The sequence below is a fragment of the Rhodococcus sp. H29-C3 genome, assembly GCF_030063405.1.
GTDB lineage: Bacteria > Actinomycetota > Actinomycetes > Mycobacteriales > Mycobacteriaceae > Rhodococcoides.
Genome location: NZ_JASITC010000004.1, coordinates 104054 through 118982, shown reverse-complemented (window position 1 = coordinate 118982; position 14929 = coordinate 104054). Strand labels below are relative to the sequence as shown.

At 61.5% G+C, this 14929-nt stretch carries 13 protein-coding genes; 3 read left to right on the top strand and 10 right to left on the bottom strand.

From position 1 onward, the window contains the following. Nucleotides 1-80: 80 nt before the first annotated feature. From QMK32_RS10735 to QMK32_RS10725, 3 genes are all read right to left on the bottom strand, one after another. On the bottom strand, nucleotides 81-572 hold the full coding sequence (locus QMK32_RS10735) for a DUF5130 family protein (protein ID WP_283474872.1): 492 nt from the start codon (nucleotides 570-572) through the stop codon (nucleotides 81-83). After that, the gene (gene ctaJ / locus QMK32_RS10730; RefSeq protein ID WP_269304407.1) at nucleotides 559-810 is read right to left on the bottom strand and encodes an aa3-type cytochrome oxidase subunit CtaJ; all 252 of its coding nucleotides are present in this window, start codon (nucleotides 808-810) and stop codon (nucleotides 559-561) included. Before ctaJ ends, QMK32_RS10735 begins: the two co-directional genes overlap by 14 nt. A 62-nt stretch (nucleotides 811-872) precedes the next feature. Further along, nucleotides 873-1535 (bottom strand): HNH endonuclease, encoded by a 663-nt coding sequence (locus QMK32_RS10725; protein ID WP_283474871.1) that lies wholly within the window; start codon nucleotides 1533-1535, stop codon nucleotides 873-875. Between the two features lie 284 nt (nucleotides 1536-1819). On the opposite strand from QMK32_RS10725, the gene QMK32_RS10720 reads away from it, so the two are divergent. Both QMK32_RS10720 and QMK32_RS10715 read left to right on the top strand, forming a co-directional pair. Beyond that, nucleotides 1820-2698, top strand: coding sequence for a mechanosensitive ion channel family protein (locus QMK32_RS10720; protein WP_283475330.1), 879 nt, complete (start codon nucleotides 1820-1822; stop codon nucleotides 2696-2698). Between the two features lie 50 nt (nucleotides 2699-2748). Continuing rightward, complete coding sequence (locus tag QMK32_RS10715) at nucleotides 2749-3144, top strand: globin (protein WP_283474869.1); 396 nt, start codon at nucleotides 2749-2751, stop codon at nucleotides 3142-3144. Between the two features lie 5 nt (nucleotides 3145-3149). On the opposite strand, the gene QMK32_RS10710 is transcribed toward QMK32_RS10715, so the two are convergent. Next, nucleotides 3150-3617, bottom strand: coding sequence for a cupin domain-containing protein (locus QMK32_RS10710; protein WP_283474868.1), 468 nt, complete (start codon nucleotides 3615-3617; stop codon nucleotides 3150-3152). Between the two features lie 161 nt (nucleotides 3618-3778). On the opposite strand from QMK32_RS10710, the gene QMK32_RS10705 reads away from it, so the two are divergent. Further along, a complete protein-coding gene (locus QMK32_RS10705) occupies nucleotides 3779-5362 on the top strand; it encodes a glycoside hydrolase family 13 protein (RefSeq protein WP_283474867.1) in 1584 nt (527 codons plus the stop codon). Between the two features lie 31 nt (nucleotides 5363-5393). Here the strand turns inward: QMK32_RS10705 and QMK32_RS10700 are convergent, their stop codons facing one another. The 6 genes from QMK32_RS10700 to QMK32_RS10675 all read right to left on the bottom strand — a co-directional run bounded on the left by QMK32_RS10700 (nucleotide 5394) and on the right by QMK32_RS10675 (nucleotide 14927). Then, nucleotides 5394-6080 (bottom strand): DUF8185 domain-containing protein, encoded by a 687-nt coding sequence (locus QMK32_RS10700; RefSeq protein ID WP_283474865.1) that lies wholly within the window; start codon nucleotides 6078-6080, stop codon nucleotides 5394-5396. Continuing rightward, the gene (locus QMK32_RS10695; protein WP_283474864.1) at nucleotides 6073-6537 is read right to left on the bottom strand and encodes an acyl-CoA thioesterase; all 465 of its coding nucleotides are present in this window, start codon (nucleotides 6535-6537) and stop codon (nucleotides 6073-6075) included. The genes QMK32_RS10700 and QMK32_RS10695 overlap by 8 nt, the downstream gene beginning before the upstream one ends. Before the next feature lie 54 nt (nucleotides 6538-6591). Beyond that, nucleotides 6592-11448, bottom strand: a complete 4857-nt coding sequence (locus tag QMK32_RS10690) for an NAD-glutamate dehydrogenase (protein ID WP_283474863.1) — start codon at nucleotides 11446-11448, stop codon at nucleotides 6592-6594. Between the two features lie 118 nt (nucleotides 11449-11566). Beyond that, on the bottom strand, nucleotides 11567-12001 hold the full coding sequence (locus QMK32_RS10685; protein ID WP_283474862.1) for an acyl-CoA thioesterase: 435 nt from the start codon (nucleotides 11999-12001) through the stop codon (nucleotides 11567-11569). A 3-nt stretch (nucleotides 12002-12004) separates the two neighbouring features. Then, entirely contained in the window at nucleotides 12005-13684 is a 1680-nt protein-coding gene (ettA, locus tag QMK32_RS10680; RefSeq protein ID WP_084344622.1) for an energy-dependent translational throttle protein EttA, read from the bottom strand. 58 nt (nucleotides 13685-13742) lie between these two features. Continuing rightward, nucleotides 13743-14927, bottom strand: coding sequence for a lipase family protein (locus QMK32_RS10675; protein ID WP_283474855.1), 1185 nt, complete (start codon nucleotides 14925-14927; stop codon nucleotides 13743-13745). Between the last annotated feature and the right edge of the window lie 2 nt (nucleotides 14928-14929).

Below are 14929 nucleotides of genomic sequence, written 5' to 3'. Positions count from 1 at the left end.
ACATGTGCCGTTCGATCGACTGATTCGATCGAACGGCACATGTGCTTCGAGGCGGAAAGCCCGGCTGGCCGGCTGACTGTTTACGGGCTGACGATGGCCGCACTCATGACTCGCACCGAGCTGACGAGTCCGTCGATGAGGTTGCCTTCACGGAAAGGGCCGATCGCTGCGGTGATCCCGAGCTGTGCGACTCGATCGGTGGCGCGATCCGATACGCGGCGACCGGTACGGATCTCGATTGCTTTACGGATGGGATCGACTGCAATGAGCAGTGACCGAACTGCATCGGGGGTACTGGGGAATACGGCGTCCGCGCCTGCGGCCACATCCTCGCCCAAGTCTCCGACATAGATGTTGAAGCGGATCTGGGTTGCGCGAGTGGCTTCGGCCAGCGCGTCGTCGATTGCGACGAGGTCCTGAGTTGCGAAGGGAAGCTGGTCAGGGTACGGGTCGCCGAACTGATTGACCGCGGAAATGCGGCCGCTGGACGTCCGTGCCGCACCGTAAGGCAGGTCGTCGACGATGCCATCCGTGACAGCGACATCCGTGCGAGTCAATTCACCACTTGCCACTTGCCGAACCTCCGATCGAATCAGCTGTAGCAGCCGCGTGCGAGCCGTGACCGCCGTGTGGCGTCACCTCGTCCGTTGCGCTCCACAGCACTGAGCCACTAACCCACGGGTCGGACAGGCGGTAGGGGGTGATGTCCAATCCGGGCTGCCTTTTCGCCAGGAAAGACAACGCACCGACGATTCCGACAATCGCGATCGGAATCACCCCGAAAATCAGCAGAGTCTCCAGAATGCTCACAGGACAAGACGGTAGTCGACTTTTCCCTGCAGGTCGACGCCGGGTTCCACCGGTGTCGCGAGTCAGGCCGCACCCTCGCCCAAGTAAGCGAGCCACGCCGGGTCGAGTTCCTTGTTCCCGGCCAACAGTCGCCAGTGCGGCCCCTTGGGCGGGACCAGTTGTGCTCGGAGTGTCCACCCCAGCTCACTGAGCATTTTGTCTGCCTTGCGGTGGTTGCACGGCGCGCAGCACGCGACGCAATTCTCCCAGGAGTGTTCTCCCCCGCGGCTGCGTGGGATCACGTGGTCGACGGTTTCGGCCTTGGATCCGCAATACGCACATCGGAAGCGATCTCGATGCATCAGCGCGGCCCGTGTCATCGGCACGCGCGCTCGATACGGCACTCGGACATAGGTCCGCAGACGAATGACGGAGGGCACCTGCACAGAAAAGTCGGCGGATCTGATGAACGGTCCAGTTGGATCGTCATGAATGACGTCCGCCTTGTTGCAGACGAGAAGGACCACGGCTCGGCGCATCGGCAGCGCAGTGAGCGGCTCGAATGTGGCATTGAGAAGGAGCACTCGGCGTTTGACCCAGGCGGGAAGGCTGTCCTCGCCCACATCTCTTTCTTCGGATGAAACCAACTGCAATTCAGGCGCCCCGGATGCCCGTTCCCGCTGGTCTGCGGGATGGTGGACATCACTGGGCCGGAGTTGTCGGTGACGATGTTGCTTCTTCTTCATGTGTTCTCCAGGGAGAGTCAGCGCCCGCGCATGGCTTGCGCGGAACACGAGAGACAGTGGAACACGAATAGGAGGGCGTGCACACCCCTTTTCTCCACGAACAACGTGGCCGCGAGGTGAATTTCGGGGAACTCGTAGCCTGTTCGCTGGGCGGTGGCGAGATCTCACAACGTCCGTAGACTCTTCGAGTGTCTGTATTCAATTCTCTTCCACGCCCTGACATCGCAGCGTCCGCGATCGACTTGCGAGCATTCGAATTGACCGAGACAAGCCGCGATTGGCTGATGCACAGGCCTCTGCAGGTGCTCGGATATCTGATGCTCGCCATCGTGCTTCGGTTCGTGCTTCACAAACTGATCGCCCGGTTCACTCAACGCACTGCCAGCGAATCGGCCAGGGGCCCGTTATTGCTACGTCCGTTACGAGATAGGGCCCCGGCCACGCTCAAGAGTTCGATTCTGGCCGAGCGCCGTAGGCAACGAGCCAAGACAATCGGTTCGGTTCTCGAGTCCGGCGTATCCGTCGTCATTCTGGCGTGGTTCGTCCTGTCGGTGCTCGACGTCATCGGCATCAACGTCACACCGTTCATTGCCTCGGCCGGCATCGTCGGGGTTGCCCTTGGCTTCGGTGCGCAAAACCTGGTCCGAGACTTCCTGTCGGGGATCTTCATGCTCCTCGAAGATCAGTACGGTGTCGGTGACATCGTCGATCTCGGTGAAGCGACCGGGACCGTCGAGAGCGTCGGACTGCGTGTGACCACCGTCCGCGATATCAACGGCACGGTCTGGTACTGCCGAAACGGTGAGGTTCTACGGGTGGGGAACATGAGTCAAGGTTTCGCGGTCGCTGTTCTCGACCTTCCGGTCGCGCACACTGCGAACCTGGACGAGGCGTGCGCAGTCGCCGAAAGGGCGACGCTTGCCGTCGTTGCCTCCGGTGATTTCGAGGACGACTTGCTCGGCGCGCCCGAGATGCTCGGGGTGAACGCGGTGAGCGCGGACACGGTGACCATTCGAATCACCGTCAAAACCCGTCCCGGCCGTCAGTGGGCGGTTCAGCGGCGAGTGCATCGAGAAATCCTGCAGGCATTCGACGACGCGGGCGTGAAAGCCCCGTACCCGCAAGGGCGGCAGGGCGGCATGCAGTCCGATATGACCGTATAGAGATACTGGTGACCTAGGCCCGCACACGTATGAGTAGAGAAAGAGCAACCATGACCGAACCGCAGCAGACGTTTTACGACGCTGTCGGCGGCGCGGCGACGTTCGAAACACTCGTCGCCGTGTTCTATGACGAGGTGTCGCGCGATGAGATCGTCCGGCCGCTGTACCCGGAAGAGGATCTCGGCCCGGCGGAGCGCCGGATGCGTATGTTTCTCGAGCAGTACTGGGGCGGCCCTCGCACCTACTCGGACGAGCGTGGACATCCGCGGCTACGCATGCGCCACGCGGGGTTCAAGATCGGCCCGATCGAACGCGATGCTTGGTTGCGGTGCATGCACATTGCCATCGCTTCGATCGACTCCAGCATTCTCGACGACGCGCACCGCACACAGTTGGTGGACTACATGGAGATGGCGGCGAACTCCATGGTCAACTCGGCACTCTGAGTCAGTCACAGACCTCGTGGGATCGGAGCGCTTCTTCCGCGTCCGAGCCCCGAGGCCTTGTGCAGTGCCCCACGCAGGTTTCGTGCCAAGTCGAGTGCACGCGACAACGAAGGAGGCAGACTACTACGCAGAATCGCGTGTTTGCGAACGTAGTCCTGTACATCCCACTCCGACCACGTACCCGCGTGGAACAGTGCCGCGTCCCCGGCAACGAGCGTCCGTGGTGGAGAGCCTGCTGCAGAGACTGTCACCGATCCGTCCATGATATGCACGATCTCATCGACGTGGAAGTACCAATTGAATCGGCCGGCAGTGCAATCCCAGACATTGAAGGTGGTAGTCCCATCGAGGGTGCGGGTCCACTCAGCGGATCGCGCGACGGGCTCGCCGTGAAGGATCCAGTCCGGGTTGATCGGGCTGGCATTCAACTGAACTTCACTCAAACGCACGGCCTCGATAGCCATATCGGTCATTACGGGGAGCACTCCTTCATTGCGGCTGGGTGGAAAGATACCGCACATTTCGGACAACAGGACTGTTTGTGCAGGAAAACCGGGGTTCCGGTCTGTGAAATCGGACCAATCACACTCCCTGGGTCGAGACGAGTGGGTTTCGTTTGGCACACTTGCCAGTTGTGAACGATCCGACGCTCCACGCGCCCGAAGAAACATGGTGGAAGGACGCGATCTTCTACCAGATCTACCCACGATCGTTCGCCGACTCCAACGGTGATGGAGTGGGTGACCTCGGTGGCATCAGGGAAAAACTCGGGTACCTGGAACTATTGGGTGTCGACGCGTTGTGGCTCAGCCCGGTCATGCGTTCCCCGATGGCCGACCACGGATACGACGTCTCCGATCCACGAGATATCGATCCCCTGTTCGGCAACTTGGCCGTCATGGACGCGCTTATCGAAGAAGCACACATTCGTGACATCAAGATCACGATGGATTTGGTGCCGAACCACACCAGCGATCAGCATGCCTGGTTTCTCGAGGCCCTCGAGTCCACGCCGGGAAGCCCCGAGCGTGCTCGCTACATCTTTCGCGACGGTAAAGGGGATGGTTCCGAGCCACCGAACAACTGGCCCAGCATCTTCGGCGGGCCGGCATGGACTCGCGTCACCGATTCTGACGGGCATCCAGAGCAGTGGTACCTCCATATCTTCGCGCCGGAGCAACCGGACCTGGACTGGACGAATCCTGAGGTGGCCGAGGATCTGGCGAAGACGCTGCGCTTCTGGCTCGATAGAGGTGTCGACGGCTTCCGCATCGATGTCGCGCACGGTATGGCCAAGCCCGCCGAGTTGCACGACATGAACCTCGAGTTGAACACCCTGATGAAGAACGACGACGACGATCCGCGATTCAACAACGAGGGCGTCCACGAGATTCACCGCGGCATCCGCAAGGTGATGGACGAATACCCGAACAAGGTCACCATCGGGGAGATCTGGGTCCAGGACAACGAACGGTTCGGCGACTACCTCCGACCGGACGAACTGCATCTAGGGTTCAATTTCCGCTTGGCCGAGGCCGATTTCGATGCCGCCACGATTCGGGATGCCGTCACCAACTCGCTCGCTGCGGTCGCGCGGGTCGACGGAACACCTACGTGGACGCTCTCCAACCACGACATCGAGCGCGAAGTGACCCGATACGGCGGCGGAATCCGAGGAACCAGGCGGGCACGGGCGATGCTGCTCCTGGAGTTGGCACTTCCCGGAACGGTGTTCGTCTACAACGGATCCGAACTCGGATTACCGAACGCCGTCCTACCGGACGAGGTCCTTCAAGATCCTGTCTGGGAACGCTCCGGGCACGCCGAACGAGGCCGCGACGGTTGCCGCGTGCCGCTGCCCTGGGAGTCCCCGGCGCCCCCGTTCGGCTTCAGCACCTCACCGAAGACATGGCTACCCATTCCACCCGAATGGGCACCGCTGACCGTCGAGGAACAGTTGGAAGACGTCGATTCGATGCTCAACTTCTATCGGGCAGCCTTAGAGCTTCGTGAGCTGCGACCCGAATTCGCTGGAAGCGGAGTCGATTGGTACGGGAGCCCCCCCGGCTGCCTCGCGTTCCGTCGGCAAGGCGGACTCATCTGCGCCCTCAATGCCACCGATGCCGCCATTGCACTTCCACCCGGTGAGCTGCTGATGTCGAGCGCACCGCTCGTCGACGGACAGCTCCCCGCCGATGCCGCTGCGTGGCTCGTCTAACGGAACATTTAGCGGGCTGATTCGGCAGAGGCTAACGTTCGACGCTGAGCGACAACGGATCCCCGCGCCTACAGAAGACCGATCCGTAGCGTGCATCGAGACGCAACCACACCTTGGTGGCCCGCACCCGCACCAGCTCGTCGACGTCGATTCGGGTCAGGTCGACGTCGGCGGTCAACGGGTCCACACCCGCATGAGGAACGAATCCCATTGCGGTAAGAGCGAACACCGTACGCATAGCGATCGACACATCACCGCCTGAGCCTTCGACGTGCAGAACCTCCTGGTCCAGGAGCGATACCGGTGGACCGTGACTACTCCCGTGCTCCTTGGCCAGCGCTGCACCCCGCTGAGCAAGATCGATCAGGACGCGTGCCGGAACGTCGTCCACATGGTGAAAACCGCTGTCCGGGGGCAGCGCACCGCGCCAGGCCGAGTCCATCGAGAATCCCGGATCCACCACGCCGTCGAATGCCGATTGCAAGGCATTCACCAGTTGATCGGCAGCGGCCGAAGTGTCGTCGGGCACGATCTTTCCCGTGATGACCCGCACCGCGAGTGCATCGAAACCGGTTGCAGCCCAGACCGATACGCGGCCGTCGGCACGCGTTCTCATACGAACGACAGCAGCCTCGTCGAGCCGAACTGCCTTCTCCAGGAAGGCCACGAGGTTCTTGCGTTCGACGGGATCAGGGATGGTGAGAACACGCTCAAACACGTTGCCAGCTCTCCAGATACGTCCGCTCTTCGGCAGTGAATCTCCGCAGCCCCTGAGTATTCATGTCGAATGCCGCTATTTGCGTCGACGCAACGATTGCGGCGGGTGTATCGAGAGACTTACCCTTCGCCCGAACCTCGTAACCTGCAACGAAATCCACCGCCCGGACCTTGTCCACCCACATCAATACGTCCAGCGGACCGTCCTCGTGGCGTAATTGACCCCGGTATCGAACATGCAAGTCCGCAATGACGGCACCGTGACGCAGGTTCGCTGTCGGTTTACCGTCTACCAGCAGCCACGGAATGCGTGCCTCCTCGAGGAGCGTCACCATGCGGGCATGGTTGATGTGTTGGTAGGCATCCATATCCGACCATCGAACCTCGACGCTGGTGTGGAATCCGATTCGCTGTTCGGGTTCCCGCTCGTTCGACAGATGGTTTCTGGGCACAGTCAAGTCAGTTCCTCTATCTTGTATCGGTATCTGTTGTTCGTGGTTGATCGGTAACGCTCAAGGAACCATGCTGCGGACCTGACGGGCTGCCACCGACAGCGAGGCGATATCCAGCGTGCCCGAGTCCGCGATCTCGGCAAGCGCTGTTCGTGCCCGGGTCAGCCTGGATGAATTCATAGCTTCCCATTCGGCGATCTTCTCGGCGGCGCTCTCGTGCGGCTCTCCGCCCAGTACAACCTCTTTGGTGATCGCGCGGAGTGAGGAGTAGAGGTCGTCGCGCAAGGCCAGCCGGGCCAACGAATGCCAACGGTCGCCACGCGGCAGTCTCGACACCGATGTCAGCAACCAATCGATGCCGATGTGCGCATCCAACGCGAAATACAACTCCGCAACTTCGGAAAGGTCGTGTTCGGTGATGTCGGCGACATCGATGATGTCGAGCAAACAGAACACGTCCAGCAGTTCATAGACCGAACTTGCCAATTCTCTCGGTGTGCCTCGCTCGACCGACGCTGTCACCCGTTTGTTCAGATCTCGCACCTGGTGCCCGTCGATCCAACCCGCTACCCGGATCCTCAGGGAACGGACCTTGGATGCATATCTGCTGATCTCGGCACCTACGGCAAGTGGCTGGGGCCGGTTGATGAGCAGCCACCTGGCCACTCGGTCCAGCACGCGTCTGGATTCGAGCAGGAGTTCATCGGACGATGCAGTCGACATGTCGGCCGAACGAATCTCCTGCCAGAGCTCCTCCAGGTCGAAGATCTCGGTCGCGGCAGCGAATGCGCGAACTGCATCGGTACCGCTCGCCCCGGTGTCCTCGGCAAGTCGATAGACGAAGCTGATCCCGCCCCGGTCGACGGTCTCGTTGGTCAACGTCGTCGCCACCAGTTGGCGCCGCAGCGGATGAGATGTAATTGCGTTGGAGTACTTCTCACGTAGCGGCTCCGGAAAATACTTGGGCAGTCTCGGAGCGAACACGTCGCTGTCCGGCAATTCACTGGCAAGCAGGTCGCTCTCGAGAACCAGCTTGACGTGGGCCATCAACGTAGCGAGCTCGGGTGAGGTCAGACCTCGCTCGTCCTGCGCACGCTTGCGAATGTCGATATCCGACGGCAACACCTCGAGTTCGCGATCCAATCCGCTGCGCACCTCGAGGTCCTCGATGACACGTCGGTGGACGGTGAGCAGCGCAGGCGCATCCGAGCGGGACGTTCCGAGTAGCTCGTTCTGCATGATGTTGTCCCAGAGCACCAACCTGCTCACCTCCTCGGTCATGGACGCGAGCAGATCATCGCGGCCGGCGGGGTCGAGGGTGCCGTCGGCGATGGCAGAATCGAGAAGAATCTTGATGTTGACCTCGTGATCGGAACAATCGACACCTGCAGAGTTGTCCACAGCGTCGGTGTTGATCCGGCCCCCGGCGATGTCGTACTCGATACGTCCGAGCGAGGTGGCACCGAGATTGCCACCCTCACCGACGATGGTGGCCCTGAGCTCACTTCCGTCCACCCGGATTGCGTCGTTGGACTTGTCACCGACATCGGAGTTCGACTGGGTGGATGCCTTGATATAGGTGCCGATTCCACCGTTCCATAGCAGATCAGCGGGTGTCTTCAGGATTGCGCGGATCAGGTCCGGTGGCGCCAATTCGGTTGTCGACTCGTCGAGACCCAGAGCCACGCGGGCCGCAGGACTGACCGGCACCGACTTGACCGTCCGTTCCCACACGCCACCGCCGTCGCTGATCAGTGCCGAATCGTAATCGGCCCAGGACGATCGAGGAAGCTCGAACAGTCGGGCACGTTCGGCGAATGCCGCCGCGCGATCCGGGTTCGGGTCGAGAAAAATGTGTCGATGATCGAATGCGGCGAGCAAGCCGATGTGTGTGCTGAGCAGCATGCCGTTTCCGAACACGTCACCGCTCATATCTCCGATGCCGACGACCGTGAAATCCTCTGACTGCGTATCGATGCCGATTTCACGGAAATGGCGTTTGACGCTTTCCCATGCGCCCCTTGCGGTGATGCCCATAGCCTTGTGGTCGTAGCCTGCCGACCCGCCCGACGCGAAGGCGTCCCCGAGCCAGAAGTCGTATTCACCGGCAACCGCATTCGCAAGATCGGAGAACGAGGCCGTCCCTTTGTCCGCTGCCACCACGAGGTACGTGTCGTCCCCGTCGCGACGTACGACGCGGTCCGGCGGAAGAACTGCGCTCGTCGCACGATCGAGATTGTCGGTCACATCGAGTAGACCGGCGATGAACAGTCGATAGCACGCCCGCCCCTCCTCGGCCGTCGCCGTCCGATCCGTCGCCGCGTCTCCAGTCGGTACCGGTGGGCGCTTGACGACGAATCCGCCTTTGGCGCCGACCGGCACGATGACAGCGTTCTTCACCATTTGTGCCTTGGCCAGCCCAAGGACTTCGGTGCGATAGTCTTCACGTCGATCGGACCAGCGAAGCCCGCCACGCGCCACCGCGCCGAATCGCAGATGTACACCCTCGACTCGCGGGGAGTACACGAAGATTTCGAATCTCGGTTTCGGTTTCGGCAGCTCGGCAATGAACCGAGGGTCGAACTTGAGGGACAGAAAATCGCGTGGTGCGCCGACAGCATCGACTACATAGAAGTTGGTTCGCACTGTCGCACGGATCAATTCGAAGATTGCACGGAGGATGCGGTCGGCGTCGAGACTCACCACCTGATCGATGAGTATCCGCAATTCCTTGTCGAGTTCAGCCGACTGTTCCTCGGCAGCACCTTCGGGGTCGAATTGAGACTCGAACAAGGTCACCAGCAATTGCGCGGTTCTCGGATGAGAGAGTAGAACACCCTCGATATTGAACTGACTGTAAGGAAAGTTGGCCTGTCGCAGGTACTTCGCATACGCACGCAGGATGTGCGCCTGCCGCCAGTTCAGTCCAGCGCGCATGACGAGTTCGTTGAATCGGTCTGCCTCGGCATGTCCGTTCCACACGGCAGTGAATGCGTCGGTGAATCTCAGCTGCACGCGGCTTTCGTCATCGAGAGCCCCTGCGCTGGGAAGGTCGGAGTCCAGATCACTGTCGATCGCTGTACGAAGCATCTCTCGTGAGGCGGAGACTCCGAAATCGTATATCCAGCATTGCATTCCATCCGGACGACCGATCGGGTACGGACGCTCGTCGTCTACCTCGACTCCGAGACTCTGCAGGATCGGCAAGACCTGACTCAACGACACACCACCCCCGCCGATGTACAAACTGAACCGCCAATTCCCGACCGCGGAGCCGGAGTTGCGATAGAGCTGCATGTCGACCGTTCCGTCGGCAAGAGCTTCTAGCCGCGCGATATCGAACACAGCACGTTCGGGCCCGAAATCCTGCTTGTAGGCCTCAGGGAACGAATCGGTGTACCGACTTGCCGAGATCGCTTCGACACTGGCGTCATCCACGATTGCCTGCGCAAGCCCGTCCTCCCACGTCTTGATCGTCTCGGTGAGAAGTGACTCGATACGAGCAACATTGTCTCGAGAGAGATCGGCACCGACCTGGTTCCGATCGTCGCGTCGAATGGTGACGTGCAACAAGGCCATATCGGACTCGGTGACCCGCGCGGTGTAGTCGATGCCCGAACCTCCGAGTTCACGCAACAAGCAATCCTGAACGGCGAGGCGGACTCTCGTCGTATAGCGATCACGCGGAAGGTAGACCAACGCCGAAACGAAGGCGCAGTTGGAGTCCTCACGTAGAAACACCTTGACCTTGCGGCGACGTCCGATAGCGAGCACCGCAGTCGCATTCTCGAACAGCGCTTCCGTGCCGGAGGCGAACAGTTCCGATCGCGGCATCGATTGCAATACTTCGAGCATCGCTTGGCCTGAGTACGAGTCGAGATCATAGCCGGCTCGGTCGATGATCGAACGTACGCGCCGCTCGATGACCGGGATGTCGAGCACGCTCTCGTGCAGCGCAGTCACGGTGAAGACACCCATGAAGCGATGCTCGCCGAGCTCTGGAGCCGAACGATCCATCACGGTGACGAAGTACGGGTACACCGCGCGATGCACAGTCGCCGGGCTCGAACCCTGTGTGAGAGTCAACAGGTCGGTACGTTCACTGATATCGAGCGACTCTCGATCCAATGCATGATCCTGGCGCAACACCCCGAGTCCACTCCCGGATACGGACCGGGTCAGCAGCGATCCGTCCTGCGTCGGTTGCACGTCGTAACGGCGATAGCCGAGCAGTGTGTAGTGACCTTCGGCCAACCAACCGAGCAGGTCTGCCGCGTCTCGAAGCTCCGTTGCGCGTTCATCGTCACACCCGTCGGCCGAGTCTGCGAGAGTACGGGCCACCGAAGCTTGGAGCCCGCGCATCGCTTCGGTGTCGGCAATGACCACGCGGACGTCGTTGAGAACGACGGCGATCTCGTCCTCCAGCACGTCCAGAAGAGAGCCGGGCGTCGAGCGATGCAGCGCAATGTACATCCACGACTCACGCCGGGCCCCGCCGAGACTGCCGTTGCCTGGTCCCACACGGGTCAGATTGCCATCGCTGTCTCGAACGACACCCACGATGGGGTGGACCATGTCGGTGACGTCGACATCGAGTCGAGACAGTCGCGACATAACGGATTCGACCAGCAGAGGCATGTCGTCGGTCACGATCTGCAACGAAGGCCCAACTACTCTGCCCTCGGCGTCCTCGACGACGCGATGCAGGCGAATCTTGGCATCCCCCGGAGTTCTGCGCGCCGCCAGCTGCAGGTGCATACGGACGATCGTGCGCTCGGCCTCGTCAGCGGGGCTGTTGCGCTCATCGGTGTCGACGTGCACGAAATAGACTGCCTTCACTTCGGGCAAGGGAGTCACCAACTCTGCGGGCAGTCCGCTCGACCAGTCGATGTCCGTTGTTCCCGCCGCGTCAGGCATGTGTTGAACCACTCCCTTGTGAGGATCGCCGGCGCGGCCGTGCAGCCGCCCCGCAACACGAGCCTATCGGGGAACAAGTCGGGCGGTGCCCTTGTGGGCTAATCGGATTCGGAGTGGATTACTCGGATTCGGGCCGATCTTCGGACGCGTCGAGGTAGTCGCTGAATACAGCCCTCTCCTGATCCGTCACCGGACGCGGAGCCTGCGCTGTCAGGTCGAACATGACCATGACGGCTTCCGCATCGGCACACAGGATGCCTTCGACGTCACGAACGAGATGCCGAACAGCGAAGGACGTTCGGCCGATACGGGAGATCGACACCTCGATCTGCAACGGCCCGGACGCGTCGAAGATCGGGCGCAGGAAGTCGACCGTAAGTTTCCCTACGACCGACCCTCCCCGCGCCTCCCCCGCAGCCTGCATGCACTCGGTGATGAAGTGCGCGCGGGCTTCTTGCAGATATTCGACGAACCGCGTGTTGTTTACGTGCCCGAGTCGATCCGAGTCACTCCAGCGAACCTGGAGGCTGTACTCGAACGTTTTCCCGGACAAGCGTCAGTCCCTTGTCAGTTTGCGGTGCGTGACGCGGTGCGGACGTGCGGCGTCGGCGCCGAGTCGCTCGATCTTGTTGGCCTCGTAGCCTTCGAAGTTGCCTTCGTACCAGTACCAAGCAGCTTCGTTGTCGCCGAAGCCGCCTTCCCAGGCCAGGATGTGCGTGCACGTCCGGTCCAGGAACCAGCGATCGTGCGAGATCACGACGGCGCAACCGGGGAACTCTTCGAGAGCGTTCTCCAGCGAACCGAGAGTTTCGACGTCGAGGTCGTTGGTCGGCTCATCGAGCAGGATCAGGTTGCCGCCCTGCTTGAGCGTCATTGCCAGGTTCAGCCGGTTGCGCTCGCCACCGGAGAGAACGCCGGCCGCCTTCTGCTGATCGTGACCCTTGAATCCGAACGAACTGATGTAGGCGCGCGAAGGGAATTCGGTCTGGCCGACGACGATGAAGTCGAGTCCGTCGGACACGGTCTCCCAGACCGTCTTCTTCGGGTCGATGCCGCTGCGGTTCTGGTCGACGTAGCTCAGCTTGACCGTCTGACCGATCTTCACCTCGCCGCCGTCGGGCTCTTCGAGACCGACGATGGTCTTGAACAGCGTCGTCTTACCGACACCGTTGGGGCCGATGACGCCGACGATTCCGTTACGCGGAAGCGTGAACGAGAGGTCCTTGATCAGTACGCGACCGTCGAAGCCCTTGTCGAGGTTCTTGACCTCGACGACGACGTCGCCCAGACGCGGAGGGGCCGGAATCTGGATCTCGTCGAAGTCGAGCTTGCGAGTCTTCTCCGCCTCGATGGCCATCTCTTCGTAGCGATCCAGACGAGCCTTGCTCTTCGCCTGACGAGCCTTGGCGCCGGAGCGGACCCAGGCGAGTTCATCCTTGAGTCGCTTCTGCAGCTTCTGGTCCTTCTTGCCGGACACCTCGAGGCGAGCGGCCTTCTGCTCCAGGTACGTGGAGTAGTTGCCCTCGTACGGGTAGAGGCGGCCGCGGTCGACCTCGCAGATCCACTGCGCCACGTGATCGAGAAAGTAACGATCGTGAGTGACGGCAAGGATAGCACCGGGATATGCAGCGAGATGCTGCTCCAGCCACAGAACCGACTCGGCGTCGAGGTGGTTGGTCGGTTCGTCGAGGAGGAGCAGATCGGGCTTGCTGAGCAGTAGCTTGCACAGCGCAACGCGACGCTTCTCACCACCGGAGAGGTTGGTGACGGGTGACTCGGGTGGCGGGCAACGGAGGGCATCCATCGCCTGCTCGAGCTGAGAGTCGATTTCCCAGGCGTCGGCGTGGTCGAGCTTCTCCTGCAGCTCGCCCATCTCCTCCATGAGTTCGTCGGAGTAGTCGGTCGCCATGAGCTCGGCGATCTCGTTGTAGCGCTTGAGCTGCACCATCGTCTCGCCGAGACCGTCCTCGACGTTTTCACGGACAGTCTTGGTGTCGTCGAGTACCGGCTCCTGCATGAGGATGCCGACCGAAGCTCCGGGAGCCAGGAAAGCCTCACCGTTGCCGGGCTGGTCGATCCCGGCCATGATCTTCAGAATGCTGGACTTGCCGGCACCGTTGGGGCCGACGACGCCGATCTTCGCTCCTGGGTAGAAGCTCATCGTTACGTCGTCGAGGATGACCTTGTCGCCGTGCGCCTTGCGCACCTTCTTCATGGTGTAAATGAATTCCGCCATGTGCGCAAGCCTATCGGTGCGAACGGGTCTAGGCATCATCGCCCGATCCGAGAGGAAGCTAGCCCATTTGCACAGGGTCGAGCAGACGGTGCACGAAAGGCGTCGAGTCGGCCATGGAGGCGATCATCGACCCTTCGTGACCGACGAATTCACCCCCCGAATACAGGTACGGAACGTACGTGACGTCCTGACCGTGCCCGACGAGTCCGGCGGCCAGCGGGACCGACAACGGCGAAGGCACCATCGTGTCGATGATTCCCTGACCTAGGAAGATCGGCCTGTCGTAACCGTCGACCGGTACCGAGAGGTACTCCGACAGAGCGTCGAACATCTCGGTTCCCGCCACCGGACGCGAGAGTATCGCGCCCACTGACCCGTGCTGCGTTCGTAGGTCCCCCGGACAGGTCGCCTCGACGTTGTCTACCTCGGAACGCCCGAAGTCCGTCAGGTAACTGTCGACATCGAGATCGGGCCTCGATTCACGTAGCCCCGCGAGCACGTACGCCGCGAAGACGTTCAGACCGTCCAAACCAAGGTCTGGAATCCACGGCCCACCGACCTGAAACGCGTATTCGAGGTTCGACGGCGCTCCCGTGGCCACGACTCCGCGATAGTCGAGTTCCGGCGCGTAGGTGGTCGCGATATGAGCGGCTTGCAATGCTGCGTGGCCGCCCTGGGACTGCCCGATCGCCAACCACCGATCCGCCAGAACCGATTCCACGGACCGTGCCGCACGAACCATGTCGACGACGCTGCGTGCGGCCGAGTCCTTCTCGAGGTAGGCGTGTGGCCCGGGTGTGCCCAGGCCCGCGTAATCGGTCGCAACGACGGCATATCCCTCGGAGATCCAGTGACTCAGATACTCGAGGTGACGTCCCTGATACGGATTACGCGACGGCGCACACTGATCTCCGACACCGACTGTTCCGTGTGCCCACGAGATTATCGGCCATCCGTCGGCGGGGGCTCGACCGTTCGGTACGAAGACGGTTCCGGAACTGAGCGCGGGCCCACCCGTCGGACCCACAGTCCAGTAGGTGAGGAGGTGGGCTCTGGCTGTGCCGGGCAGCCCGGCTTCCGTCGCGAGGGGCTGCACGGACTGCACCGTTCCGGGCGCAGAGTCGACGGGATTCTGTGTTCTCCCTGGGTGTGCTGTCGCGACTCCCCCGGCACCGATGCCCAGCATGATCGAGAGCAGCACAGGTAGTAACAGTCGCGTCCACGCGCGTGTGTCGGCCCGCATGC